Source organism: Streptomyces sp. NPDC002926, from assembly GCF_053591755.1.
In genome coordinates this window covers 155,498-180,814 of record NZ_JBSFUK010000004.1, presented here as the reverse complement: position 1 = coordinate 180,814, position 25,317 = coordinate 155,498, and the positions used below count along the sequence as shown (strand labels likewise).

20 protein-coding genes are annotated in these 25,317 nt (G+C 70.6%); 10 read left to right on the top strand and 10 right to left on the bottom strand.

Annotated features, from left to right (window positions below):
• Positions 1–106 precede the first annotated feature (106 nt).
• Positions 107–502, bottom strand: coding sequence for a superoxide dismutase, Ni (gene sodN, locus ACWDZ6_RS09910; protein WP_366733130.1), 396 nt, complete (start codon positions 500–502; stop codon positions 107–109).
• 150 nt (positions 503–652) lie between these two features.
• Here sodN and sodX point away from each other — a divergent pair, with 150 nt between their 5' ends.
• On the top strand, positions 653–1,072 hold the full coding sequence (gene sodX / locus ACWDZ6_RS09905; protein ID WP_389175176.1) for a nickel-type superoxide dismutase maturation protease: 420 nt from the start codon (positions 653–655) through the stop codon (positions 1,070–1,072).
• Here sodX and ACWDZ6_RS09900 read toward each other — a convergent pair.
• On the bottom strand, positions 976–1,605 hold the full coding sequence (locus tag ACWDZ6_RS09900) for a CGNR zinc finger domain-containing protein (RefSeq protein ID WP_351457780.1): 630 nt from the start codon (positions 1,603–1,605) through the stop codon (positions 976–978). The two genes, sodX and ACWDZ6_RS09900, sit on opposite strands and share 97 nt — an antisense overlap.
• Before the next feature lie 164 nt (positions 1,606–1,769).
• Here ACWDZ6_RS09900 and ACWDZ6_RS09895 point away from each other — a divergent pair, with 164 nt between their 5' ends.
• On the top strand, positions 1,770–2,459 hold the full coding sequence (locus ACWDZ6_RS09895; RefSeq protein ID WP_451502682.1) for a class I SAM-dependent methyltransferase: 690 nt from the start codon (positions 1,770–1,772) through the stop codon (positions 2,457–2,459).
• 78 nt (positions 2,460–2,537) lie between these two features.
• Here ACWDZ6_RS09895 and ACWDZ6_RS09890 read toward each other — a convergent pair whose 3' ends face one another.
• The 3 genes from ACWDZ6_RS09890 to ACWDZ6_RS09880 are packed head-to-tail and all read right to left on the bottom strand — an operon-like array spanning position 2,538 to position 5,254.
• Positions 2,538–3,299 (bottom strand): amino acid ABC transporter ATP-binding protein, encoded by a 762-nt coding sequence (locus tag ACWDZ6_RS09890; protein WP_451502466.1) that lies wholly within the window; start codon positions 3,297–3,299, stop codon positions 2,538–2,540.
• The gene (locus tag ACWDZ6_RS09885; RefSeq protein WP_451502465.1) at positions 3,296–4,252 is read right to left on the bottom strand and encodes an amino acid ABC transporter permease; all 957 of its coding nucleotides are present in this window, start codon (positions 4,250–4,252) and stop codon (positions 3,296–3,298) included. Before ACWDZ6_RS09885 ends, ACWDZ6_RS09890 begins: the two co-directional genes overlap by 4 nt.
• Before the next feature lie 42 nt (positions 4,253–4,294).
• Positions 4,295–5,254: an ABC transporter substrate-binding protein gene (locus ACWDZ6_RS09880; protein ID WP_389177713.1), complete on the bottom strand. Its 960-nt coding sequence runs from the start codon at positions 5,252–5,254 to the stop codon at positions 4,295–4,297.
• A 529-nt stretch (positions 5,255–5,783) separates the two neighbouring features.
• On the opposite strand from ACWDZ6_RS09880, the gene ACWDZ6_RS09875 reads away from it, so the two are divergent.
• From ACWDZ6_RS09875 to ACWDZ6_RS09865, 3 genes are all read left to right on the top strand, one after another.
• A complete protein-coding gene (locus ACWDZ6_RS09875) occupies positions 5,784–6,995 on the top strand; it encodes an NAD(P)-dependent malic enzyme (protein ID WP_351456701.1) in 1,212 nt (403 codons plus the stop codon).
• Positions 6,996–7,202: 207 nt separating this feature from the next.
• On the top strand, positions 7,203–8,168 hold the full coding sequence (locus ACWDZ6_RS09870) for a zinc-binding dehydrogenase (protein ID WP_451502464.1): 966 nt from the start codon (positions 7,203–7,205) through the stop codon (positions 8,166–8,168).
• 33 nt (positions 8,169–8,201) lie between these two features.
• Positions 8,202–9,611: a glycoside hydrolase family 5 protein gene (locus ACWDZ6_RS09865; protein WP_451502463.1), complete on the top strand. Its 1,410-nt coding sequence runs from the start codon at positions 8,202–8,204 to the stop codon at positions 9,609–9,611.
• On the opposite strand, the gene ACWDZ6_RS09860 is transcribed toward ACWDZ6_RS09865, so the two are convergent.
• The 3 genes from ACWDZ6_RS09860 to ACWDZ6_RS09850 all read right to left on the bottom strand — a co-directional run bounded on the left by ACWDZ6_RS09860 (position 9,589) and on the right by ACWDZ6_RS09850 (position 13,043).
• Positions 9,589–10,434, bottom strand: a complete 846-nt coding sequence (locus ACWDZ6_RS09860; protein WP_351456707.1) for an MBL fold metallo-hydrolase — start codon at positions 10,432–10,434, stop codon at positions 9,589–9,591. The two genes, ACWDZ6_RS09865 and ACWDZ6_RS09860, sit on opposite strands and share 23 nt — an antisense overlap.
• Positions 10,435–11,176: 742 nt before the next feature.
• Complete coding sequence (locus ACWDZ6_RS09855; protein WP_451502462.1) at positions 11,177–12,190, bottom strand: helix-turn-helix transcriptional regulator; 1,014 nt, start codon at positions 12,188–12,190, stop codon at positions 11,177–11,179.
• Between the two features lies 1 nt (position 12,191).
• Positions 12,192–13,043, bottom strand: a complete 852-nt coding sequence (locus tag ACWDZ6_RS09850; RefSeq protein ID WP_451502461.1) for a DUF4097 family beta strand repeat-containing protein — start codon at positions 13,041–13,043, stop codon at positions 12,192–12,194.
• Between the two features lie 182 nt (positions 13,044–13,225).
• On the opposite strand from ACWDZ6_RS09850, the gene ACWDZ6_RS09845 reads away from it, so the two are divergent.
• A complete protein-coding gene (locus ACWDZ6_RS09845) occupies positions 13,226–14,032 on the top strand; it encodes a hypothetical protein (protein WP_451502460.1) in 807 nt (268 codons plus the stop codon).
• Positions 14,033–14,184: 152 nt separating this feature from the next.
• Here ACWDZ6_RS09845 and ACWDZ6_RS09840 read toward each other — a convergent pair whose 3' ends face one another.
• Complete coding sequence (locus ACWDZ6_RS09840; RefSeq protein WP_003961784.1) at positions 14,185–14,367, bottom strand: DUF6104 family protein; 183 nt, start codon at positions 14,365–14,367, stop codon at positions 14,185–14,187.
• 152 nt (positions 14,368–14,519) lie between these two features.
• Here ACWDZ6_RS09840 and ACWDZ6_RS09835 point away from each other — a divergent pair, with 152 nt between their 5' ends.
• From ACWDZ6_RS09835 to ACWDZ6_RS09820, 4 genes are all read left to right on the top strand, one after another.
• A complete protein-coding gene (locus tag ACWDZ6_RS09835) occupies positions 14,520–14,933 on the top strand; it encodes a CU044_2847 family protein (RefSeq protein ID WP_451502459.1) in 414 nt (137 codons plus the stop codon).
• Positions 14,930–16,933: a VMAP-C domain-containing protein gene (locus tag ACWDZ6_RS09830; RefSeq protein WP_451502458.1), complete on the top strand. Its 2,004-nt coding sequence runs from the start codon at positions 14,930–14,932 to the stop codon at positions 16,931–16,933. Before ACWDZ6_RS09835 ends, ACWDZ6_RS09830 begins: the two co-directional genes overlap by 4 nt.
• A gap of 94 nt (positions 16,934–17,027) precedes the next feature.
• Entirely contained in the window at positions 17,028–18,029 is a 1,002-nt protein-coding gene (locus ACWDZ6_RS09825; RefSeq protein ID WP_451502457.1) for an AAA family ATPase, read from the top strand.
• 4 nt (positions 18,030–18,033) lie between these two features.
• Positions 18,034–21,297, top strand: a complete 3,264-nt coding sequence (locus ACWDZ6_RS09820; RefSeq protein ID WP_451502456.1) for an SAV_2336 N-terminal domain-related protein — start codon at positions 18,034–18,036, stop codon at positions 21,295–21,297.
• A gap of 155 nt (positions 21,298–21,452) precedes the next feature.
• Here ACWDZ6_RS09820 and ACWDZ6_RS09815 read toward each other — a convergent pair whose 3' ends face one another.
• Complete coding sequence (locus tag ACWDZ6_RS09815; RefSeq protein WP_451502455.1) at positions 21,453–25,259, bottom strand: multifunctional oxoglutarate decarboxylase/oxoglutarate dehydrogenase thiamine pyrophosphate-binding subunit/dihydrolipoyllysine-residue succinyltransferase subunit; 3,807 nt, start codon at positions 25,257–25,259, stop codon at positions 21,453–21,455.
• Positions 25,260–25,317: the final 58 nt, after the last annotated feature.

The window sequence follows — 25,317 nt, the reverse complement described above, 5'->3', positions numbered from 1 at the left end:
CCGACTCGGGGGAACACGACCGCACCCGGCCTCCCGAGACGGGGACCGGGTGCGGACAGGCAGGCGATGCGACCCGCGAAGCGAAGGTCAGGCCGCCCGGCCTGGATCAAGCCTTCTTGGTCTCCCAGAAGATCTTGTCGATCTGGGCGATGTAGTCCAGCGCCTTCTGGCCCGTCGCCGGGTCCGTGGAGGCCTTCGCGGACGACAGCGCCTTCAGGGCGTCGTTGACCAGCTGGTGCAGCTCCGGGTACTTCTCGAAGTGCGGGGGCTTGAAGTAGTCGCTCCACAGCACCGAGACGTGGTGCTTGGCGAGCTCCGCGCGCTGCTCCTTGATGACCGTGGCGCGGGCCCGGAAGTGCGGGTCCTCGTTGGCCTGGTACTTCTCCTGGACGGCCTTGACCGACTCGGCCTCGATGCGGGCCTGGGCCGGGTCGTACACACCGCAGGGCAGGTCGCAGTGGGCGCTGACCTTCACCTTGGGGGCAAACAGGCGGGAAAGCATTGAGCTGTCCTTCCTCGTGATCGTCTTCTCAGGTGGGACATTACTCCGTGAGAAGCGTGTTTTCGCGGGTGCCCCCTAGGGCTTAGGACAAAAGTCCAGGGTCAGTATGGGACTGGTGGCCGAACATACCGTGGGACTCGGAGGTGGCGGATGACTGAGCAGGGGCGGGAGCCGAGAGCGCCGTTCGGGGTCGCCGAAGTGACGGGTCCATCCATGTACCCGACGCTGAAGCACGGCGATCAACTGCTGGTGCATTACGGCGCGGAGGTGAAGGCCGGCGACATCGCCGTACTGCGCCATCCGCTGCAGCAGGATCTGCTCATCGTCAAGCGGCTCGTCGAACGCCGCGAGGACGGCTGGTGGGTGCTCGGGGACAATCCGGGGGCGGAGGGGGACAGCCGGCTGTTCGGCACGGTTCCCCACGAGTTGCTGCTGGGGCGGGTGCGCGGCAGATACCGGCCGCTGCCCGAGGATCAGCGATCGGTCCGCGGGGTGGTCTCCTGGGCGGTGTCGTCGCTGCGGCTCGTGCTCGCCGACCGTTCCGTCTCGAGGCGTTTGCGGGCGCGGTAGGCGGCCACATTGGCGCGGGTCGCGCAGCGGTCCGAGCAGTAGCGGCGTGAGCGGTTGGTCGAGGTGTCGAGGTAGGCGTTGCGGCACGGCGCCGCCTGGCAGAGGCCCAGCCGGTCGACCCCGTACTCCGTGAGATGGAACGCGAGGCCCATCGCGGCGATCGCGGCGTACCCCGAGGTCGCGTTGGACGGGTGGTCGGCCAGGTGCATGTGCCACTTCGGGCGGCCGTCCTCGTCCCGGAAGTCGTGGCCCGAGATCTGCGGGTTCACCGGGAACTCCAGCAGCAGTGAGTTGAGCAGGTCGACCGCCTGGGTCTCGTCGCCGGCGTCGGCCGCGGTGAAGACCGCGCGCAGGCGGCCCCGAACGGACCGGAAACGGGTGACATCCGCGTCGGTGGCGCGGCGCGCGGCCTGGGAAGACTCGCCGAAGAGCTCGCGAATGGACTCGACCGAGGTGAGGGAGTCCTTGTTGCGAGCCGGCTCCTCGGTGTTGACCAAGCGCACGGCATAGTCCGAGTAATAGGCCAGTTCCACTTGTAGTCCTTACCGCGGCGTTCTAGTGTCGGCGTAACGGCTGACGATGCTTCGAGGGTATTACGGACGGGAGGGTTCCGGTGGCGGAGACGGCGGCAGGGGCGAGTACGGGGACCGACTGGCGGGCCTGGCAGGAGAGCTGGGACCGGCAGCAGGAGTGGTACATGCCCGACCGCGAGGAGCGGTTCCGGGTGATGCTGGACATGGTCGAGGCCCTGGTGGGCCCCGAGCCGAGGGTGCTGGATCTCGCTTGCGGTACGGGAAGTATCACGGACCGGCTGCTCAAGCGGTTCCCGAAGGCCACCAGCACGGGGGTCGATCTGGACCCCGCGCTGTTGACCATCGCGGAGGGATACTTCGACGGCGACGAGCGCATCACCTTCGTCACCGCCGATCTGAAGGACCCCGAGTGGGTGACGAAGCTGCCGCACGACCGGTACGACGCCGTGCTCACCGCCACCGCCCTGCACTGGCTGCACAGCGAGCCGCTGACCGCGCTGTACGGGCACATCGCGGGGCTCGTGCGGGACGGCGGTGTCTTCATGAACGCCGACCACATGATCGACAGCACCACCCCGCGCATCAACACCGCCGAGCGGGCCCGCCGGCACGCGCACATGGACCGGGCGAAGGCCGCCGGTGCGCTCGACTGGTCCGACTGGTGGGCCCTGGCCGCCGAGGACCCCGTACTCGCCGGGCCGACCGCCAGGCGTTACGAGATCTACGGCGAGCACGCCGACGGGGACATGCCGTCCCCGCGCTGGCACGCCGAGACGCTGCGCACGGCCGGATTCGGCGAGGCCCGCGCCGTGTGGGCGTCGCCCTCCGACACACTGCTGCTGGCCGTGAAGTAGCTTCCGGACAGCACGAGAGGGCGGTACGGACATCCTGTCCGTACCGCCCTCTCGCGTGACTGCAGAACCCTCGCGTGACTACAGAACCTTCGAGAGGAAGGATTTGGTGCGGTCGTGCTGGGGGTTGTTCAGCACGTCGCGGGGGTGGCCGGACTCCACCACGACGCCGTCGTCCATGAAGACCAGGGCGTCGCCGACCTCGCGGGCGAAGCCCATCTCGTGGGTGACGACGATCATGGTCATGCCGTCCTCGGCGAGGCCGCGCATGACGTCCAGGACGTCACCCACCAGCTCCGGGTCGAGGGCGGAGGTGGGCTCGTCGAAGAGCATCAGCTTCGGTTCCATCGCCAGCGCACGGGCGATGGCGACCCGTTGCTGCTGGCCGCCGGAGAGCTGCGACGGATAGTTCCTGGCCTTGTCCGACAGGCCCACCCGGTCCAGCAGCCGCTCCGCGCGGGCCCGGGCCACCGCCTTCGACTCGCCCTTGACCTGGATCGGGGCTTCCATGACGTTCGCCAGAGCGGTCATGTGGGGGAACAGGTTGAAGCGCTGGAAGACCATGCCGATGTCCCGGCGCTGCGCCGCGACCTCGCTGTCCTTCAGCTCGTAGAGCTTGTCGCCCTTCTGCCGGTAGCCCACCAGCCGGCCGTCGACCGAGAGCCGGCCGGCGTTGATCTGCTCGAGGTGGTTGATGCACCGCAGGAACGTGGACTTGCCGGAGCCGGACGGGCCGACCAGGCAGAACACCTCACGCGGGGCGACTTCCAGGTCGATGCCCTTGAGGATGTGTGCGGGTCCGTAGGACTTGTGGACGCCCTCCGCCTTCACCATGGCGTTCATGCGACGCCTCCCTTCGGACGGCCGATCGGCAGATTGGCCTTGATCTTCTGCCACGGGGTGCGAGGCAGCTGCCGCAGCGACCCGCGGGCGTAATACCGCTCGACGTAGTACTGGCCGACGCTGAAGACGCTGGTCAGTGCCAGGTACCAGATCGAGGCCACCAGCAGCATCTCCATGACCGCGAACGACGTGGAGCCGATGTTCTGCGCCGCGCGCAGCAGTTCGTTGTACTGCACCGCGGAGACCAGCGAGGAGGTCTTGAGCAGGTTGATGAACTCATTGCCGGTCGGCGGCACGATCACCCGCATCGCCTGCGGGAGCACGACGCGCCGCATGGTCTTGCCGGCGGGCATGCCCAGCGCGTGCGAGGCCTCGGTCTGGCCCTCGTCGACCGACTGGATGCCGGCCCGGACGATCTCCGCCATGTAGGCGCCCTCGTTCAGGCCCAGGCCCAGCAGGGCGACCATGAACGGGGTCATGACGTCGACCATCTCGTCCTTGTAGAACCCAAGGTTCAGGATCGGGAAGATCAGCGCGAGGTTGAACCAGAGCAGCAGCTGCACATACACCGGGGTGCCGCGGAAGAACCAGATGTACAGCCAGGCCACCGCACCCGTCACCGGGTTCTTCGACAGTCGCATGACCGCGAAGAGCACACCCAGCACCAGGCCGATGATCATGGACAGCACGCTGATCAGCACCGTGCGGCCCATGCCCGCCAGGATCCGGTCGTCGAAGACGAAGTTCCCGACCGTGTCCCAGTTGACGTCGCCCTGCGAGAACGAGTACACCAGCGTGCCCAGCAACGCCACCACGACCACGCCGGAAACCCAGCGGCCCCAGTGACGCACCGGGATGGCCTTGATCTTCTCCGGGGGAATGAAGGCCCCCTTGCTGACCGCCGAGTCCGCTGGTGGCTCGTCGGAGGGCGTTTTGTCGAACTTGTCAGTCACAGTGACTGCCCTTCAGTGAACGCTTGAGGCGAGAACGCCGGATTACTTGCCGGCGTTGACGGTCGCCTCGGTCACGGCGCTGTTCTTGACGTCCCACTTCTCCAGGACCTTCGTGTACTCGCCGTTCTTGATGATCGCGTTCAGCGCGTCCTTGAGCGCGTCACGGAGCTGCGCGTTGTCCTTGTCGACAGCGATGCCGAACGGACCGGCGCCGGTCTGGTCGCCGGCGACCTCGAAGTCCTTGCCGCCGCCCGCGGTCTTCGCGATGTGCGCGGCGACCGGGTAGTCGTTGAGGTCGGCGACAGCGCCGCCGGACTTCACGCGGGTCTGGGCCTCGGCGTCGGTGTCGAACGCCTCGATGGTGAGCTTGCCCTTGCCGTCCTTGCTGCACTTGGCGGCCTGGGTCTTGAAGGTGTCCTCGTAGATCGTGCCGCGCTGAACGGCCACCTTCTTGCCGCACAGGTCGTCGAGCGACTTGATGTTGTCCGGGTTGCCCTTCTTGACCAGGAGCGAGACGCCGGAAGTGAAGTAGTCGACGAAGTCGACGCCCTCGCCGACCTTCTTGCCCTTGTCGTCCAGGCCCTGCTGGCGGGCCTTGGTGTCGCTCATGGCGGACATCACGATGTCCTGGCGACCGGTGTTCAGCGACGAGATCAGACCGTCGAAGGTGCCGCTGGTGAACTGGAACTTGACGCCGAGCTGAGTGCCGAGGGCCGCGGCGATGTCGGGGTCGATGCCGACAATCTTGCCGCCCTCCTCGTACTCCATCGGCGCGTACGCGGCGTCCGTACCGACCTTGATCACCTTGGAGTCCTGGTACTTCTTCGGCAGCTTGTCGAAGAGCGCGGCGCTGCTCGCCTTGGTGCCCCCGGACTCCGAGGTGCCCGAGTTGGTCTGGTCACCACAGGCGGTGAGCATCAGTGAGCCGGCGACCGCGATCGCGCCGACCGCGACGATCCGGGACCGGGCGGCGGTCGTGCGACGGGTGTTGCTTGCGGTCATGATCAGGATCCTCCGGCGGGTGAGGTGGCTGCCTTTTTGGACATTCCGGTCGTTGTACTCACCTTCGAGTGTCGCGACCTTGAGTGTTTTCGGCATCTTGCCATTCGGACTAGCCCAATCAGGGGGCCGCGCATGTCAAAATCGGGTAACGGGTCACCCCCGAACCTCACGAGGCCGGTACATCAAGGCCGGACCTCTTACGGGAATGCCTTCTTCCGACCGGAAGATCTGCGGCTCATCTCGCTTCGCGGACGGTTTTCAGTGCGCGAAGCGGACGTGTCCAGATATTCGGCCATGAGTCGTGTCACCGCGTGGATAACGACTCGTCGCGGTGCCGTCCGTCCGGTATGAAGGACGTTTACACCCCTCATCCGGGGCTCAGGGCGCGTGTGCGGCGCGCCCGCGCGTACGTACCTCCCCCTGCCAGGCGGGCCAACCGCTGAGGCGGGGAACGGACGCGGTGCCCGCCCACCCCTCCTCAACCAGGAGTGGCCACCCTCAACAGATGAAGACTTAAGGGGTCAACCAAATGGCAGCGGAGATCGTCAATCCTCGCAGCGACAGCGGTACGGAGAGTGCTCCCGAGGAGCCCTTCGATCCGGCCTTCGCGCTGCACCGCGGCGGCAAAATGGCCATCCAGGCCACTGTGCCGATCCGCGACAAGGACGACTTGTCCCTTGCGTACACACCTGGCGTTGCCAAGGTCTGCACCGCGATCGCCGAGCAGCCCGAGCTCGTCCACGACTACACCTGGAAGTCACAGGTCGTCGCTGTTGTGACGGACGGCACCGCGGTGCTCGGCCTCGGCGACATCGGTCCGGAGGCGTCGCTTCCGGTGATGGAGGGGAAAGCCATCCTCTTCAAGCAGTTCGGCGGCGTGGACGCGGTGCCGATCGCTCTCGCCACCACGGACGTGGACGAGATCGTCGAGACCGTGGTGCGGCTCGCACCGTCCTTCGGCGGCGTGAACCTCGAGGACATCTCGGCACCGCGATGCTTCGAGATCGAGCGCAAGCTTCAGGAGCGCCTCGACATCCCCGTCTTCCACGACGACCAGCACGGCACGGCCGTGGTGACCCTCGCCGCGCTGCGGAACGCGGCGAAGCTGACCGGGCGCGGTCTCGGTGAACTGCGCGCCGTCATCTCCGGCGCCGGAGCGGCCGGTGTGGCCATCGCGAAGTTCCTGCTGGAGGCGGGCATCGGCGATGTGGCGGTGGCCGACCGCAAGGGCATCGTCAGCGCCGACCGCGAGGACCTGACCCCGGTCAAGCGGGAGCTCGCGGAGATCACGAACCGGGCGGGCCTGAGCGGCTCGCTGGAGACCGCGCTGGCCGGCGCGGACGTCTTCATCGGCGTCTCCGGCGGTACGGTGCCGGAGCCGGCGGTCGCCTCGATGGCGCCGGGAGCCTTCGTCTTCGCGATGGCCAACCCGAACCCCGAGGTGCACCCCGATGTCGCGCACCGGTACGCGGCGGTCGTGGCCACGGGGCGCAGTGACTACCCGAACCAGATCAACAACGTGCTCGCCTTCCCGGGGATCTTCGCGGGTGCGCTGCAGGTGCGGGCGTCCCGGATCACCGAGGGCATGAAGATCGCGGCGGCGAACGCGCTGGCGGACGTGGTGGGTGACGCGCTGGCTGCCGACTATGTGATCCCGTCGCCGTTCGACGAGCGGGTGGCCCCGGCGGTCACCGCGGCTGTGGCGGCCGCCGCGCGCGCGGAGGGCGTCGCGAGGCGCTGATCCGACACGTTCGGCGTACGAGAACGGGCTGTGCCGCATCCCCCGAGGGATGCGGCACAGCCCGTTCCGGTCGGCGACCGGCAGAACTTCGTTCGCGGGCTTGGTCCGAACAGGTGGGCAGGGAACCCGAGGGGGCCGGGCGACGCGGCGCGTGTCACACCCCGGAGTGGTTCCGTCGCCTCCCGTCCCCGCCCTATCGTCATGGTCATGTTCGCCGCCTACGCCGCCCGCATCGACCGTGACACCCCGCTCAACGGCCTGGAGCTGGGTGAACGCCCGGCTCCGGGCGCCCGCCCCGGCTGGACCACCGTCAACGTCAAAGCCGCTTCGCTCAACCACCACGACCTCTGGTCGCTGCGGGGCGTAGGCCTTGCCGAGGACAAGCTTCCGATGATCCTCGGCTGCGACGCCGCGGGCATCGACGCGGACGGCAACGAGGTCGTGATCCACTCCGTCATCGGCCAGACCGGGCACGGCGTCGGCCCGGACGAGCCGCGCTCCATCCTCACCGAGCGCTACCAGGGCACCTTCGCCGAGCAGGTCACCGTCCCGTCCTGGAACGTCCTGCCGAAGCCGAAGGAGCTCAGCTTCGAGCAGGCCGCCTGCCTGCCCACCGCCTGGCTCACCGCGTACCGGATGCTCTTCACCAACGCCGGGGTGCGGCCCGGGGACTCAGTCCTCGTGCAGGGCGCCGGCGGCGGTGTGGCGACCGCCGCGATCGTTCTCGGCAAGGCGGCGGGCCTGCGCGTCTACGCCACCAGCCGCGACGAGGCCAAGCGGAAGCGGGCCGTCGAGCTGGGCGCCGAGGAGGCGTACGAGCCCGGCGCGCGGCTGCCGCGGCGCGTGGACGCCGTCATCGAGACGGTCGGCGCCGCGACCTGGTCGCACTCGGTCAAGTCGCTGAGGCCGGGCGGTTCCCTGGTGATCTCTGGCGCGACCAGCGGCGACCGCCCTTCGCACGCCGAGCTGACCCGGATCTTCTTCCTGGAACTGAAGGTCGTCGGCTCGACGATGGGCTCGAAGGACGAGCTGGAGGATCTGCTCTCCTTCTGCGCGGCGACGGGTGTACGGCCGGTGATCGACGAGGTGCTGCCGCTGGACCGGGCCAGGGACGGCTTCGAGCGGATGGCCGGTGGCGACCTGTTCGGAAAAATCGTGCTGACGACCTCTTGATGGACCGTCAGATGCGCTGATGGGATCCGTCCCATGCGTACGCGCCGAACGACCCGGGCACTGGCGGCGGTCTGCTGCACTCTTCTGCTGTTCGCGGGGGCGCCGGCCCCCGCGGACCCGGGCGGTCCCGGTGGCATTCCCCGGCTGACCGACGACCGGGGCAGAACGCTCACGCTGCGCGGCTGGAACGTCGAGGACAAGGTGAACCGCGGTGAGCACGCGCTCTCCGCCATCACCGAGAAGCACTTCCGCGATATGCGCGCCAAGGGCTTCAACTTCGCCAGGCTGCTGGTCTTCTGGGATGACCTCGAGCCCGAGCAGGGCCGGTACAGCGCAGCGTATCTGCGCAGGATCGAGCGGATCCTGGACTGGGCCGAGAGGTACGACATCCAGGTGCTCGTCGACGCCCACCAGGACGTCTTCGGCCCCGCCTTCGGGCATCGCGGCATCCCGGAGTGGGCGACCCGGACCGACGGGCTGCCCTTCACCCCGCACCCGGACGACTGGTTCTCCGAGTACTTCGAGCCGGCCGTGCAGCGCGCGTTCACCCACCTCTACGAGGACGGGGACCTGCGGCGGGCGCAGGCGCGGATGTGGCGGGTCCTCGCCGGCCGCCTCGGGCACCACCCGGCCGTCCTCGGCTACGACCTGATCAATGAGCCGATGGGCGAGATGCGCGCGGGCGAGGAGCTGCCCACGGCGGCCCGCCGGATCGAGCGCGACCAGCTGACGCCGATGTACAACCGCCTCGCGGACGCGATCCGTTCGGCCGACGACGACAGCCGGCTCTTCATCGAGCCGACCCCGATCGTCGGCGAGGGTGTCCCCACGGGCCTCGGGACGGTCAAGGACCCGAAGGTCGTCTACGCACCGCACTTCTACAACGCGGCGATGGAGGCGGGCGCGGACTACGACCCGGCGGCGGGCTGGATCGAGTCGTACGAGGCGGCCGTCACCGCATACCCCACAGCACAGAAGATCCCGGTGGTGGTGGGCGAGTGGGGCCCGCTCAACAACTCCCTCCCGAACATGTCGCGCTTCTACCGCGAGGCGCTTGCCTCCCTTCGCCGCTACAGCTCCGGCTGGGCCGGCTATGTGTGGTGCTACGGGGGCGGGTACTGCGCGGTCGACAGCGCGGGAGCGTTCGGCAGGAACAAGGAGCAGACCGCCGCGCCGTACGCCGCGGCCGTGGCGGGCCGGGTGGGCGCGGACACGTACGACCCGGCGAGCGGGACGTACCGCCTGGTGTACCGGGCGTCCGCGTGGCCCGGCACGACGGAGATCTCGCTGCCGCCGAGCCCGTCCGGCTGGCGTATCGCCGTGGCAGGACCGGCCTGGTCGGACACCCGGACGGTGGCCGCCGGCATCCCCCGTGTGGTGCGCGTCCTGGCCCGGCCGGGGGCGCGGATCACGGCGGTCATCACTCCTCGTACACCACGATGAAGTCGCGGCAGGGCCCGTCGTGCACGGCCAGGGCGCTGCGCAGCCGGCGCAGATGCGCGGTCGTCAGCTGAAGCGGGGGTTCGTCCGGCTGATACGTGGTGCCACGTGGGTAGTCCACGTCCGCGGTGGTCGTCATCTCTATGTGGCAGCCGAGGATGTGGGTCACCGGTGTCGCCTCGCAGAACGCGAGCAGGCGGTCGACGGTGGCGGTGAAGACGGCGGAGTCCTGGACGTACAGCCGGCCGGGGTAGAGGGAGTCGCCGGTCAGCAGCAGGCCGGTGTGCCGGTCGTGAAAGACAACGGCGGCCTCCTGGTGCCCGGGCCCCGGCAGCAGATCCAGCACCCGCCCGCCGAGGTCCAGCTCTCCTTGGCCCTCCGGCCAGCCCTCGAGGCCGAAGAAGTCCGTCACCTCTTTCAGCGAAGGACCGACGACCTCGGTCCGCGGCCGGTCCGCGAACTGGGCGTCGCCGGCGATGTGGTCGCCGTGCCCGTGGGTGTGAGCCACCACCAGTCCGTACTCCGCGCGCGGGTTCCGGTCGAGCCACCCGTCGACGAGCGCGTCGACGGTCGCGCGCAGGGGAAAGTACGCGGGGTCGGCCGTGGCACCGGTGTCCAGCAGCAGCGCCCGTTCGTTCCCGAACAGCAGGAAGAGAAACGGGGCTTCGAAGTGCACGGACTTGTTCTGCCGAAGGATGACGGTGTGCTCGGAGTAGGCGTGGACCTGTATCTCCGGCGCCGGGTCGTGTTTGGGCGATGGCCAGCCGGCATGCCACTGGACGTCGAGACTGCCGGTCACGGGTGCGGCGGTACGAAAATCGATCACGGGACCACGGTACGACGGGGCGCCGCGTGGGGTGGCTGTACGGCCTGCGGCTTCGCCGCGAGCGCGCCCTCGGCCCCTCACACCACCGGGTGCGGCCACCCGGGGGCCCAGGGCCCGCCCCTGGCCCGGGGGACGCGCGAAGCGCGGTGAGGAAAGCGGTCCCCGGACAGCCACCGGCCGAAGACCGCCCGCGGCGGGACGTTCCGGTGGCCTCACCCGCCTACGGTCACCGGCTCCGGGTCGCGGTCCCTCACACCCCTCGGGTGCGGGCACCGAGGAGCCCTTGGCCCGCTCCTGGCAGGGGACGTGTCCGGGACGTAATGCGTCGCAACTCGCGCGAAGCGCGGTGAGATAGCCCGGACGGCCACCAGCCCAAGACCGCACGCCCGCGGCGGGACGTTCCGGCGGCCTCACCCGCCTACGGTCACCGGCTCCGGGTCGCGGCCCCTCACACCCCTCGGGTGCGGGCACCCGGGGGCCCAGGGCCCGCCCCTGGCAGGGGGACGCGCAGGGGTCGTGTCCGGGACGTAAAGCGTCGCAACTCGCGCGAAGCGCGGTGAGGAAAGCAGTCCCGGGCACGAGCCCCGGAGCGGACCCCGGACGGCCACCGGCCCAAGACCGGGCACGCCCAAGCACCCAAAACCCGCGCCCCGCAAGGGACCCGCGCCCCGGGCGCCAGGCACGCACCCGCACCCGCACCCGCACCCCAAGCCCCGCACCCCGCAAGGGACCCCCGTGTTGCTCAGGCGTTCGGTTTGCGCAGGAGCGCTCCGATGTGGGCCGCCGCCGCTGACAGATGGCGGCGGGCCTCGCCCAGTTGTGACTCCGTCACCCCGTGGTCCCGCGCCGCATCCCTGATGTCGTCCCGGAAGCGGTCCAGCAGCCGGTCGAGATCGCGTGCCGGGTCGCCCGAGCCCGTCGTGTCCTCCGCCCACTCCGGTGCCGCGGCGGCCTCGGCCCCAGCTCCGGCCCCGGCCGCATCCGCACCCGTCTTCGACGCCTCCGCCCTGGTGTACGGCGGCCAGGCCGTCCCCCGTGCCAGGCCCCCGAGCTGCGTGCTGAGCTCCGACAGGCCCTCCCGTACCCCCGTCGGCCAGTCGCCCCGCGCAAAGTGGTCCTGCACCTGGTCCTGGACCTGCTTGGCGATGCGCTGCATCTCCTGGCGGGCCGTGTCCTGTGCTTCCTTGGCCTGCCGACGCGCCTGCTGCGCGTCCTCGCGGGCCCGGCGCGACTCGTCCTTCGCGCGGCGCGCCTGCTCCTTCCACTCCTGCTTGGCGCGGCGGAGCTCCTCCTTCGCCGCCCGCCACGCCTCCTTGTCGCCGAAGGCGGACTCCCAGTCGGCCCGCTCCTTCGCGCCGCCGGGCGCGTGCCGTGTCTCCGTCGCCGCCGCGCGCATCTCGCTGCGCAGCTTGCCCGCCGCACCGCGCACGTCGTCGCGGATCTCCGCGGCCAGTTCGGAAACGGATTCGCGGATCTCCAGCTCGAGGTCGGCCAGCTCCCCGCTGCGCCCGGCCAGTTCCTCGCGGCCCGCGTCGGTGATCGAGTAGACCTTGCGGCCGCCCTCGGTGGCATGGGTGACCAGACCCTCGGCCTCCAGCTTGGCGAGCCGCGGATAGACGGTGCCGGCGCTCGGCGCGTACAGGCCCTGGAAGCGCTCCTCCAGCAGGCGGATCACCTCGTAGCCGTGGCGCGGCGCCTCGTCCAGGAGCTTCAGCAGATACAGGCGCAGTCGGCCGTGGGCGAAGACGGGCGGCATGTCAGAGCACCTTTCCGGTGGGGGCGGCGTCGTGCGGTTCGTCCTCGGCGGGCGGCCGGCGGAGCAGCGCGATGGAACCGGAGACGGTCGTCGCCTTGAGCGTCCCCGTGCCCGCGCCCAGCGTGCCGGTGATCTTCTTCGCGCCCCACTGGCCGCTGACCCGCAGGTCGTCGAAGGCGTTGGAGACCGCGCCGCTCGCGGTGTTCGCCTCGACCTGCGCGTCCGCGGGGTGCGGCAGCCGGATCGCGACCTCGCCGGAGACGCTGGTCAGCCGGATGTCCGTCGGCTTCCCGCCCGGGTCGAGGTCGATGACCATGTCGCCGCTGACGGATTCGGCCCGTACGGAGGAACCCGAGCCCTCGATCACGGTCAGATCGCCGGAGACCGAGTTGTAGCGGAGGTCGCCGGTGACGGACTGGGCCTCCAGGTTGCCGGAGACGGATTCGGCGCGGACCGCGCCGGAGACACCGACGAGGGTGGTGTCGCCGCTGACGCCGCGTATGGCGGTGGGCCCCTGGATGCCGGAGACGACGGCTGCGGCGCCGACGACGCCGACCTCGACGGACGAGCCGGCCGGGACGGCGAGGGAGACGACGGCACTGCGGTGCCAGCCCTTGGGGTCGAGCCATTTGAGGAAGCCCTTCCAGGGCAGGTCCTCGTACGCGACGGTGAGGGTGGAGCCCTGCTGGGTCACGATCAGCGGGGGTCCTTCGACCTCGGAGATCTCCAGGCGGGCGGAACCTTCGTCCGTGCCCACGACGTTGACCGTTCCGTTGACGATACGCACGTTGAGTGCCGTCACCGGGTCGTCGAAGGTGAGCTTCTTCGGCTCTGCGACGGACCACTCGGACATGGTGCGACCTCCCTGGGTCGGCTGTGACGCAACATATCGCGTCTCTTATGGAACACGATATATCGCGGTTGTGCTGTGTCAAGTGACAAGGCGGCATCCCGGGGCGTAGGTGAGGTGTCATCGGGCGCCATGCGTGCCCCATTGAGCTTCATATGGGGGCAAATTGGCCTAGCGTATGGGCCATGGACGCGACATCCGTGGGAGCACTGCTGCTGTGCCGGGCGGAACCTGACGCCGTACGGCAACCGGCCCATCTGTTGCGCGAACGGCAGCTCCTCGTCGCGGCCGGCGACGAGTGGAGCGTGCTGGTCCCGGAGGGCAAGCCGTGGCTGGACGGCGGCGAACCGGTGGACCGGGTGCTCGCCGGCTGGGCCGCGGCGCTGGCGGTCGGTGCGAACTGGCCGGTGCTCGCGCTGTGGTGGGACGGCGACCGGGCCGGGTTCACGCTGGCGTCCGGATTCCGCCGGACGGTCGGGTACGTGTGGCTGGCGGACGGGACGCCGGTCGGCGAGGACGAGGCGATGCGGACGTTCGCGGCGCGGCTCGGCCTCGATCCGGTGCTGGACCTGCAGGCGCTGGAGCCGCTCACGCTGCCCGACCCGGGGGTGGACGCGCGGGCCCGGCTGCTGGGCCTGATCGCGGTGCTGGCCCGTGCGGGCCTGGCCCTGCCGACGGGAGTAGGCCCCGGCGAACCGGCCGACCGGCTGCGGTCGGTCGCGCGTGCGCAGGGCGCGGAGACGGTGGAGTGGTCGGGCTGGCGCGATGCGGTACGGGCGGAACTGGACGCGGTGGAGGAGGGCCCGCTGGGCCCCTGGCTCCGTGGCCCGAAGGCCCGTGTCCTGGGCGCGGCCCAGCTGGCGGCGGGGGTACCGCTGGCGGTGTGGGGGCTGCGGCGGCGCAGCGGGGGGTGGGTGGTCGCGGGGGCGGTGCTGATGGGGCATGGGGTGCTGGGGCTGGTGTACGACCGGATGCGGGGGCGTCGGGAGTAGTCCGGCGCGTGCCGGCGGGGCGGCCCACTACGGCGGGCCTGTGCCCCACCCCACCCCGCCCCCTCCCGGCCCGGGGCTCCGCCCCAAACCCCACTCCTCGGACGCCGGAGGGGCCGGAACTCAGCCTGGCCGGAGGCCGGGGCGCATCCCGGCTACTCGTCCTCGTCCTCGTCGTCCAGCCGCGCCAGCCACGTGGCCAGGCGCTCCACCGGGACCTCGAAGTCCGGGTTGAGGTCCACAAACGTACGCAGCTGTTCGGCGAGCCACTCGAAAGTGACCTCCTCCTCGCCGCGTCGCTTCTCCAGCTCCTCGATGCCGCGATCGGTGAAATACAAGACATGCTCCTGGTACTGACGGGGTCTACCCCTAGATTACGGCGACTTCCGACTCTCCCCTGCAACCGTGCAGGCCAGTAACGTCGTCGCCATTGCCGCAGAACCCAAATGCGTTGTCACAAGGGCGAGTTGGCCGTGGAGACGGGGGGACCGTGAACGGACGCGTCCAGCAGATCGAATTGCCCGGGGGAGCCGTAGTGCTCGCCCGGCTGTCCACCGCCGGCGCCGGCGGATACGGCGAGGACGACGAGGACGTCGGCTTCGTCGAGAACGTCACCGCCAAGGTCCAGCAGCTCGACCGGCTGATCACCGAGGTGGGCGCCTCGGTCCTCGAGGCCGCGGCCGCGGCCAAGCCGGACGAGGCCAGCGTCACCTTCGGCGTCGAGCTCACCGCCAAGTCCGGGGCCGCCCTCGCCGTACTCGCCGCTGGGGAGGCCAAAGCATCCGTCCAGGTCACCCTCACCTGGAAGCTGAAGGATCAGCCGGCCCAGGACCCCGCCCGGGACCCCGCCCAGGACCCGGCGGTCCCGCAGCCTGCCCCCGGCCCGGGTACCAGGACCTCATGAGCGATTCCGACTCCTTCATCGACGCCCTGACCCGCGCTGCCACCGTCCACCTCACGCCCGCGCGGCAGGGGCCGGACACCGCCGCCATGTGGGGCAGCGGCTTCTTTGTGGCGCCCGGCTGGGTGCTGACCTGCGCACACGTCCTCGCCCCCCATCTCAAGGGCGACCAGGCACGCGTCTTCCACCTCCGTGGCAGCGAAGTGAACGGCGGCGAGCCCCTCGAGGCGCAGCTCTCCTGCTGGCTGCTCGACGGAGAGCCGCGTGCCGAGCAGCGGGTACCCGTCGAGCAGGATCTCGCCCTGGTGCAGCTCGTCGAGCCCGACGTCGAGCACGAATGCGTCTGGCTCACGGACCGCACCGAGTACCCCGGCGGCCGCGGCATCGTCCAGGGCTACCGGCCCGAGCAGCAGGAGGACGGAGCCGCGAAGCGTGCCGTGCGGTGGAAGGCCGCCGCCACGATCAACGGCTTCGACGACGACTACGGGATGCGATTCCGGCCAGAGGCGGAGTTCCCCAAGGGCGGCTCGGGCTCCCCGGTCCTCGACGCACATACCGGCGCCGTCGTCGGCGTCCTCAAGTCCCGGCGCGTCAGCAGGGACGGCGGCACGGCCATCGCCGCCACCGCCCTGCGCCGGTTCGGCCCCACGTATCAGCTCGTCATGGCCGCGCACGACCGCTGGCACGGCCAGTCCCCGAAGGTCACCGGGCACAACTGGATCGAGCGCCAGGACCGGCTCCCGGGCGCCGGCGTGCACACCAGCGGCGAGCAGTGGGGCCCGGTCGACCGGCGCGAGGCACTGAGCCTGCTCGCCGGCGTACACCCGCCGGCCGGTATCCGCCCCGTCGCCGAGCTTGCCAAGAAGGCCCGCGGTGGCGTCGCCCCGCCGCCCGGGCAACTGCTGCCGCGTATCTGGCGCGACGGACACGGCCTGCTGTACGAGGCGGGTCAGCCCGTCGCCGCCATCGCCGCGCTGCACTACCTCCAGCTGGTGGTGGAGTACGAGCGCAGCCGCGGCGCCGAAGCCGCGCCGCTCGCCGAATGGGTGGCCCGGCGGCTTCAGGAGGTGCCCCGGATCGTGCACACCGTGGTGACCCAGGCGACGCTGCCGCCCGGACTCGTGCACCCGCGCACCGGAGGCGGCCAGGACCGGATCGTCGTCCGCTATCCGCGGCCCGGTGACGGGTCCGCCGTCGTCATCGTCGAGCTGGAGCCGGTCTGCGACGCCCGGCCCACCCGCTTCTACTGGCGGATACGGGTCGACGACGGCCATGACGTCAATGAGCCGCTGCACGAGGAGCAGACGGGCGACGGCGTCCCGCCCGAGCAGCTCGTCCAGAAGCTGCGCGGCGCGCTGGACGAGGTGTTCGCCTCGGTCGATTCGCCCGGTGCCCCGGCCCCCCTCGAAGTCGCCCTGCCCGTGGACCATTTCGACACCGCCGTGCACCGCTGGCAGCTCACCGAGATGGCCCGGCTGCACCATCCGGCGTACGTCGGCGTACGACGGATGGTGGTGCTGCGTGACCTTGCGAGACGAGGAGAACCGGACACCGTTTGGCTGCGCCGCTGGGAGGGGATGCTGGCCGCCGAGGCGCTCACCGCCTGCCGGACTCCGCCGCAGCGCCAGGTCCCCCGGCCCCGCCACTTCGAGGAAATGCCGCCGTCCGCCGTACCCGTCCTGTGCCGGCCCGCAGGCAGGGGCGTCGGACGGAGAGCCATCGGCATGGCACTTCAGGCCGGACACGGCATCGCCCTCTGGCACACCGACGGCCATCCCGACCACAGTTGTACGGAGTTCTGCGAGGACGTGCACCAGGGCGCGGCCGCACTGCTCGCACAGACCGCGGGCGCGATTGAGCTTCCCGACCGGCTGCGCCGTATCCGGGACGACATCAGCGGATCGAGGAACAGCACACACTGGGCGGAGGGGGTGGCCATGCTTTACGACGACCCGAGCCGCCCGCTGCCGGCCGACGACAGCGCACCGGTGGACTCCCCATGAGGAGCCGCCGCCGAGCAGTGGGACGCCACGGTGGTGGGTACGTCACCGACGTGGTCCGCCACGGGTCCCACCGGCCGCCGACGAGGAGCGAGCGATGGACGACTGGCTGATCTACCGTGGCGTCGGCGCGCCGGATCCCGACCGGATCCGGCGCCTTCCGCCGCCGCCGCCCTGGCGCGCCTTCTCGGGGGAGCCGCTGCCCGACCCGGCGCCGCCGATCGACACCTCATCGACCCGGCGGCTCGGCGCGCGTGTCGAGGCCCCGCCCGCCCAGGACGCCGAAGCACTCGAACTGATCAATGCGGCCCTCTACTTGAGGCGCCCGCTCCTCGTCACCGGTGAGCCGGGCTCCGGCAAGTCGACGCTCGCGCACTCCGTCGCGTACGAACTCGGCCTCGGCCGGGTGCTCCAGTGGCCCATCGTCAGCCGCACCGAGCTGAAGGACGGGCTGTACACCTACGACGCGATCGGCCGGCTCCAGGACGCCCAGCTCGCCGAGCGCCAGGCCGACGACATCGGCCGGTACATCAGGCTCGGGCCGCTGGGCACCGCGCTGCTGCCCGCCGAGCGGCCCCGCGTGCTGCTCATCGATGAGCTCGACAAGAGCGACATCGACCTGCCGAACGATCTGCTCAACGTGGTGGAGGAGGGGGAGTTCGCCCTCCCGGAGCTGGAACGGATGGCCGACCGGCCCGGTCAGGACGAGGTGCGGGTGCTCACCGACGACGGCCGCCGGGCGCCGGTGCGGGACGGCCGGGTGCGCTGTCACGCGTTCCCCTTCGTGGTGATGACCAGCAACGGCGAGCGTGACTTCCCGGCCCCGCTGCTGCGCCGCTGTATCCATCTGCATCTCGACCCGCCCCGGGACGAGCGGCTGGCCGCGATGGTCCAGGCGCACTTCGGCGCGGGGTCCGACGAGCGGAACCTCGATCTGATCGGCCAGTTCACCCGGGAGGACGGCGACGGCGAACTGCGCCCCACCGACCAGCTGCTGAACGCGATCTTTCTCACGCAGCACGCGGTACGTGAGGAGCCGGGGCGGCGCGAGGAGATAGCCGAGCTGCTGATACGTCCTCTCGAGACCAGGCAGCGGTGACGAAGTGAAAGCCGCCCATCCGCTCCCCGGCGCGCTCACCGCGCTGGTCACGCGGTTGCGCGAGGCCGAACTGAAGCCGACTGCGGAGGAGTTGGCCGACGCCCTGTGGCTGTCCCGCTTTGTACCGGCGGCCGCCTCCCGCGACCCCGGCGCCGCGCCCGCCGGGCCTGCCGGACCGCAGCCGGCGAACCCCGCTCCCGTGGACGTCGCCAAGACGTCCACGCCCTCGTCGTTCACGCCGGGCCCGGTACCGCGCACCCGGATCGACCTGTTCGGGCCCGCGCAGTCGGGCGGCGCGGCCGGCGGCGTACCGGACGGGGGTCTGCGGAGGGTTCCCGTGCCGGCCGCCGCCGTACTCCCCGACGCGCTCGCGTTGCAGCGTGCCCTGCGGCCGCTGCAGCGCTACCGGCCGCCCATGCGCCTGGTGCGCCGCGAGCTCGACGAGGTCGCGACGGCCGACCGGGCCGCCGACACCGGACTGGTGGTGCCGGTGCTTTCCGCGGTACGGCGGCGCGAGGCGCGTCTGGCCCTCGTCATGGACGCTTCCTCGTCCAATGTCGTGTGGAAGAAGGCACTCGACGAGCTGCGGCAGGTATGCGAACGCGCCGGAGCCTTCCGCGAGATCGCCGTCCACCATGTGCGCGAGGACGAGCCCGCCCCGGCCCAGCTCGGCGACCCCACAGGACGGCAGCTGACCCTGGTGCTCAGCGACTGCGCGGGCCCCATGTGGCGCAGCGGCCGGATGCAGCGGCTGCTGCACATCTGGGCGTCGACCGCACCGGTCGCCGTGGTGCAGCCGCTGCCGCAGCACATGTGGCGGCGTACGCATCTGCCCGCACGGCCCGGACTGTTGCGGCGGCGGGAAGGCCCTGCCGGGCGGCTGGAGTTCAACCCGCAGTACGGCGGTGCCGAGGGCGGCATTCCGGTGCCCGTGCTCGCGCTGCGCCGTTCCTCCTTCGAGGCCTGGACGCAGCTGGTGGCCGGCGCCACCGGCCAGTCGCTGAACGCCGCGGCGGGCCTGGTCAGAGGCCGTCACGGGCCGGCCGCCGGCCGGGCCCGTACGGCATGGGACATCGACGCGGGCGAGCGGGTGCGGGCCTTCCGCAGGACCGCGTCACCGGCCGCCGCACAACTCGCGATCTATCTGTCGGCGGTGCCGCTCGTCCTTCCCGTGATGCAGCTCGTCCAGCGCGCGATGCTGGTCCGCAGCAGTCCCGATGTGCTGGCGGAGGTGCTGCTCAGCGGGCTGCTGCGACGTGACGACAAGGGCCCGGCCGAGGACGACGGCGGCCCCTCGTACAGCTTCCTGACCGGCGTACGCGAAGAGCTGCTCGGCCAACTGGGGGCGAGCAGCGCGGCGTTGGTGCTCAAGCACTGCTCCGAGTACGTCGAGACGCGCTACGGGCGTACGGTACGGAACTTCCCGGCCATGGCCGCGGCCTTTCTCGCCGGCTCGGTGGACCCGAGGCCCGTGGTCCTGAGCAGTCCGGACAGCCACGGCCTTTCCGCCTTCGCGCAGGTGTCCGCACAGGTGCTGCGGAGGCTCGGCGCGGCCGAGCGGACCGCACCACCCGGCCGCCCGCCGGGCGAGGGACCGGCCGGACTGGTGGCACAGGCGCGCGCCTGCCTGGCGCATTTCGGCGAGTACGGGACCGTGCGCGACCTGGACGCGGCGATCCAACTGCTCGGGTCGGCCACCCAGGCCGAACGGCGCACCACCGAACGGGCCGCGCTCTACGGGGAGCTGGCCGAGGCCCTGTTGCGGCGCTGGCTGGTGCGCCCGCTCCCGGAGGACCTGCGTGAGGCGCTCGACGCCGCCCAGAACGCGATCACCGGGAAGCCACAGGCGCATCTGACGCTGGCGCGGGTGCTGGAGGCAATGGCGGACGAGGTGGAGGCGGGCCGGCTCAGCCCCCCGCTGATACCGGAGTGGGTACGGGTACAGACTGCCGGGAAGGCCCATGACCCGGGCCTGGTGGCGTCGGTACTGCTGTCGACCGCGGACACCAGTCTCGCCGAGCTGACCGACACCACTCCGCGGTCGGAAGGCGCGCGGCTGCTCGCTCAGACCGCCGCGGCGGCCAGGATCCGCGTGCTGCGGCGCCTTGCGGTGACCGGCGCGCCGTACGCGCTGCGCGGCGCCGGCCGGCCGGAGGACTGGTTCACCGGCACTCTGCGGACCGCGCTCTCCGTCGTCCGTCTGCTGCTGGCCGACGAACACCGGGAGTCCGCGCTGCTCATCAGGGGCGGACTGCTGCTCGAACTGGCCCGCCACCACCGGGGCGAGGGCCCGGTGGCCAGGGACGCCGACGAGCAGGACCGGATCGCCGCCCGCGCCTTCGCCGACCGGGCCGACAACGATCTGCACGCCGGCATCGACGGACTCGACTGGGACGCCGTCCCGCAGGCGGAGCTCTGCCGCGCCTGGCTGGACTACGCCGACGCCATCGAGTTCGCCCACGAGGACCTGGACGACGACGACAGGCTGCGTATCCTGCAGGCCCTCGACCAGGCGCGCCGGCATGTGGGCAAGGACGAGGAGGCCGAGGCCGGCTGTCTGCTGCGGATGGCCCGCGTGCTGGAGCAGCGGTACGCGTCCACCGGCGGCTGGGTGCACCGCGACTCGGCGATCGCCGCCTGGACCTCAGCGCTGCCGCTGTTGCCTCCGGGCGATCCCCGCCGCGCCGTGATCCTCACCGCACTCGGCAGGCAGCTGGCCGAGCGGGGCGTGGACAAGGACTCGGCCGTCGACGTGCACGCGGCCGTACGGGCACTGCGCGGCGCCATCGAGGAGACACCCGGCGGCGATCCCGAACTGCCGCGCCGCAGGGCCCTGCTGGGCCATGCGTACATCGAGCGCTTCCGTGCCGAGGAAGCGGTCGCCGACCTCCACGAGGCGGACTGGGCCCTGGGCGCGACGGCCCGTGGCGCGGACGATCCCGAACTGGCGGCCTACGCCTGGTGGTACCGGGCACTGGCATCCTCGCTCCTCGCCCAGCGCACCGCCTCGCCCCCCAGGCTCAGCGACGCCGCCGCCTACTTCCGCCGCGCCGCCGCCGAGCCGAGGACCGGCGGCCTCACCGAACGGGCCGTCACCGCCCAGTGGATGAGAGCCACCCGCCTGGAACGCACCGCGGGCCCCGAGCGCGCCCTGGAGGAACACCGGGCGGTGCTTCACATGCTGGTCGCCGCGGACGCGGACGACCTGGAGGCGGCGGATCTCGTACGCCAGGAGCTGGCCAGACTCGGGGCCGCGGGCACCACCTGAGCGCGACAGGCGGGTGGCGCGACAGGCATCCGAGCGTGACAGGCCGGGTCGGCTCGCGCCGGAGGACAGAACAGACCGACCTCTCGTCAGACCGAAGGGCCCGTCCCCGCGCTCGGCGCGCGGGGACGGGCCCTTGGTGACGTACGACCAACCGGTCAGGCCTCGAAGACCTCGTTGACCAGCTGCTGCTGCTCCGCCTGGTGGCGCTTGGCCGAGCCGACCGCCGGGGACGAACCGTGCGAGCGCGAGATGCGGCGCAGGCGTTCGCCGTGCGGGATGTCCGCGCCGACTGCCAGGTCCAGGTGGTCGATCAGGTTGAGCGCGATGAACGGCCACGCACCCTGGTTCGCCGGCTCCTCCTGCGCCCACAGGTACTTCTCGGCGTTCGGGAACTTGGCGATCTCCGCCTGGAGCTCGGCACCCGGCAGCGGGTACAGGCGCTCGAGGCGGATGATCGCGGTGTCCGTGTTGCCGCGCTTGACCCGCTCGGCGTCCAGGTCGTAGTAGACCTTGCCGGTGCAGAAGACGACCTTGCGGACCGCATTCGGGTCCACCGAGTCGTCACCGATCACCGGGCGGAAGCCGCCGGTGAGGAACTCCTCCGCCTTCGACGCCGCCGCCTTCAGACGCAGCATCGACTTCGGCGTGAAGACGATCAGCGGCTTGTGGTGCGGGTTGTGGACCTGCCAGCGCAGCAGGTGGAAGTAGTTCGACGGCAGGGTCGGCATGGCGACCGTCATGTTGTTCTGCGCGCACATCTGCAGGAAGCGCTCAGGACGGGCGGACGAGTGGTCCGGGCCCTGGCCCTCGTAGCCGTGCGGCAGCAGCAGGGTGACGCCGGAGGTCTGGCCCCACTTCTGCTCGGCCGAGGAGATGAACTCGTCGACGACGGTCTGCGCGCCGTTGACGAAGTCACCGAACTGCGCCTCCCACATGACCAGCGCGTCCGCGCGTGCCAGCGAGTAGCCGTACTCGAAGCCCATCGCCGCGTACTCGCTCAGCAGCGAGTCGTAGACGTTGAAACGGGCCTGGTCCTCGGAGAGGTACTGCAGCGGGGTGTAGTCCTCGCCGGTCTCCTGGTCCACCAGCACCGCGTGGCGCTGGCCGAACGTGCCACGCCGGGTGTCCTGGCCGGACAGCCGGACGGGGGTGCCCTCCATCAGCAGCGAGCCGATGGCGAGCGTCTCGCCCATGCCCCAGTCGATCGTGCCGTCCTCCACCGAGGCCGCACGGCGCTGCATCTGCGGCATCAGACGCGGGTGGACCGTGATCCGGTCGGGGATATTGACCTGGGACTCGGCGATCCGCTTCACGACCTCCTGGGAGACCGCGGTGGTGACAGTCACCGGGAACTCGGCCTGAGCGTCCGGGACATGCGCCGGGGACGGCTGGCTGGTGGCCTCGCGGACCTCCGCGAAGACCTTCTCCAGCTGCCCCTGGAAGTCCTGGAGCGCCTGCTCCGCCTCTTCCAGCGTGATGTCGCCGCGACCGATCAGCGACTCGGTGTAGAGCTTGCGCACCGAGCGCTTCTTGTCGATCAGGTTGTACATCTGCGGGTTGGTGAACTGCGGGTTGTCGCCCTCGTTGTGACCGCGGCGGCGGTAGCAGATGAGGTCGATCACGACGTCCTTGTTGAACGTCTGGCGGAACTCGAAGGCGAGCCGCGCCACGCGGACCACGGCCTCCGGGTCGTCGCCGTTCACATGGAAGATCGGCGCCTCGATCATGCGGGCCACATCGGTCGCGTACATCGACGAACGCGAGGACTCCGGGGCGGCGGTGAAGCCGACCTGGTTGTTGATGACGATGTGGACCGTGCCGCCGGTGCGGTAGCCGCGCAGCTGCGACATGTTCAGCGTCTCGGCGACGACACCCTGGCCGGCGAAGGCCGCGTCACCGTGCAGGGCGACGGGCAGGACCGTGAAGTCCGTGCCGCCCTTGTTGATGACGTCCTGCTTGGCGCGGGCGACACCCTCGAGGACCGGGTCGACGGCCTCGAGGTGGGACGGGTTGGCGACCAGCGAGACCTTGATCTGCTCGCCGTCCAGACCCGTGAAGGTGCCGTTGGCGCCCAGGTGGTACTTCACGTCGCCGGAGCCGTGCATCGACTTCGGGTCGAGGTTGCCCTCGAACTCCCGGAAGATCTGCGCGTACGACTTGCCGACGATGTTCGCGAGGACGTTCAGCCGGCCGCGGTGGGCCATGCCGATGACGACCTCGTCCAGGCGCGACTCGGCGGCCGAGTCGATGACCGCGTCGAGCAGCGGGATGACGGACTCGCCGCCCTCGAGCGAGAACCGCTTCTGGCCGACGTACTTGGTCTGCAGGAAGGTCTCGAAGGCCTCGGCGGCGTTGAGGCGACGCAGGATCCGCAGCTGCTCCTCGCGCTCGGGCTTGGTGTGCCCGCGCTCGACCCGGTCCTGGATCCACTTGCGCTGCTTGGGGTCCTGGATGTGCATGAACTCGATGCCGGTGGTGCGGCAGTACGAGTCGCGCAGCACGCCCAGCACGTCACGCAGCTTCATCAGGGACTTGCCGGAGAAGCCGCCGACGGCGAACTCGCGCTCCAGGTCCCACAGCGTGAGGCCGTGCTCGGTGATGTCCAGGTCGGGGTGCTTGCGCTGGCGGTACTCCAGTGGGTCGGTGTCGGCCATGACATGGCCGCGGACCCGGTAGGAGTGGATCAGCTCGAAGACACGCGCCGCCTTGGTGACGTCGTCGTCGTGCGAGGCGTCGATGTCCCTGAGCCAGCGGACCGGCTCGTAGGGGATGCGCAGCGCCTCGAAGATCTCGTCGTAGAAGCCGCTCTCACCGAGCAGCAGGTTCGCGACGATACGGAGGAACTCGCCCGACGCGGCACCCTGGATGACGCGGTGGTCGTACGTCGAGGTGAGAGTCATCACCTTCGAGATGCCCAGCTTGTTCAGGGTGTCCTGCGAGGTGCCCTGGAACTCGGCCGGGTAGTCCATCGAGCCGACGCCCATGATGACCGACTGGCCGGGCATCAGACGCGGGACCGAGTGGACGGTGCCGAGGCCGCCCGGGTTGGTGAGGGAGACAGTCACACCCGTGAAGTCGTCCATCGTGAGCTTGTTGTTGCGGGCGCGGCGGACGATGTCCTCGTACGCCTGCCAGAACTCGAAGAAGTTGAGGGTGTCGGCCTTCCTGATGCCGGCGACGACCAGCTGGCGGTCGCCGTTCGGCTTCACCAGGTCGATGGCCAGACCGAAGTTCACATGGTCCGGCTTGACCAGGGTCGGCTTGCCGTCCTTCTCCGTGAAGGAGTAGTTCATCGACGGCATGGCCTTGATGGCCTGCACCATCGCGAAGCCGATGAGGTGGGTGAAGGAGACCTTCCCGCCCCGGGCGCGCTTGAGGTGGTTGTTGATGACGATGCGGTTGTCGAACAGCAGCTTCACCGGGACGGCGCGGACGGACGTGGCCGTCGGCATCTCCAGCGAGGCGTTCATGTTCCTGGCGACCGCGGCGGACGGGCCGCGCAGCGTCACGTACTCGGGCCCGGCCGGGGCCTCGGTGGCCGGGGCAGCGGCGGCCTCGGCCGGCTTGGCGGCGGCCGGGGCGGGCTTCACGGGCGCCGGAGCGGCGGCCGTGGGCTTCTCCGGGGCGGCGGGCGCGGCTGCGGCAGGGGCCGGAGCGGCCGGTGCCGGTGCCGGTGCCGCCGGCTTCGTGGCCGGGGCGGGCGACGGCGCGGCCTGCGGCGTGGTCACCGCAGCCCCCGCGGCTGCGGCACCCTCGGGCTTGTCCGCCGTGCCGGAAGTACCCGGCTTGTAGTCGGCGAAGAAGTCCCACCAGGCACGGTCGACCGAATTGGGGTCCTGGAGGTACTGCTGGTAGATCTCGTCGACGAGCCACTCATTGGGCCCGAACGCGGCGGCAGGGTTCTTACCCTGCCCGCCTTGGTCGGTCGAGATGCTCGAGTTACTGGGGGACTGAGACGACACGGCGGTAACCGCCCTCTTCCGCTTCACAAGGTGATGGACAGCGGAAATAAAGGCTACG

What these genes read in the sequence shown, in the direction of transcription:
- sodN (WP_366733130.1), bottom strand. Translation starts at nt 502, where the DNA reads ATGCTTTCCCGCCTGTTTGCCCCCAAGGTGAAGGTCAGCGCCCACTGC.
- sodX (WP_389175176.1), top strand. Translation starts at nt 653, where the DNA reads ATGACTGAGCAGGGGCGGGAGCCGAGAGCGCCGTTCGGGGTCGCCGAA.
- ACWDZ6_RS09895 (WP_451502682.1), top strand. Translation starts at nt 1,770, where the DNA reads ATGCCCGACCGCGAGGAGCGGTTCCGGGTGATGCTGGACATGGTCGAG.
- ACWDZ6_RS09890 (WP_451502466.1), bottom strand. Translation starts at nt 3,299, where the DNA reads ATGAACGCCATGGTGAAGGCGGAGGGCGTCCACAAGTCCTACGGACCC.
- ACWDZ6_RS09880 (WP_389177713.1), bottom strand. Translation starts at nt 5,254, where the DNA reads ATGACCGCAAGCAACACCCGTCGCACGACCGCCGCCCGGTCCCGGATC.
- ACWDZ6_RS09875 (WP_351456701.1), top strand. Translation starts at nt 5,784, where the DNA reads ATGGCAGCGGAGATCGTCAATCCTCGCAGCGACAGCGGTACGGAGAGT.
- ACWDZ6_RS09870 (WP_451502464.1), top strand. Translation starts at nt 7,203, where the DNA reads ATGTTCGCCGCCTACGCCGCCCGCATCGACCGTGACACCCCGCTCAAC.
- ACWDZ6_RS09865 (WP_451502463.1), top strand. Translation starts at nt 8,202, where the DNA reads ATGCGTACGCGCCGAACGACCCGGGCACTGGCGGCGGTCTGCTGCACT.
- ACWDZ6_RS09855 (WP_451502462.1), bottom strand. Translation starts at nt 12,190, where the DNA reads ATGCCGCCCGTCTTCGCCCACGGCCGACTGCGCCTGTATCTGCTGAAG.
- ACWDZ6_RS09850 (WP_451502461.1), bottom strand. Translation starts at nt 13,043, where the DNA reads ATGTCCGAGTGGTCCGTCGCAGAGCCGAAGAAGCTCACCTTCGACGAC.
- ACWDZ6_RS09845 (WP_451502460.1), top strand. Translation starts at nt 13,226, where the DNA reads ATGGACGCGACATCCGTGGGAGCACTGCTGCTGTGCCGGGCGGAACCT.
- ACWDZ6_RS09830 (WP_451502458.1), top strand. Translation starts at nt 14,930, where the DNA reads ATGAGCGATTCCGACTCCTTCATCGACGCCCTGACCCGCGCTGCCACC.
- ACWDZ6_RS09825 (WP_451502457.1), top strand. Translation starts at nt 17,028, where the DNA reads ATGGACGACTGGCTGATCTACCGTGGCGTCGGCGCGCCGGATCCCGAC.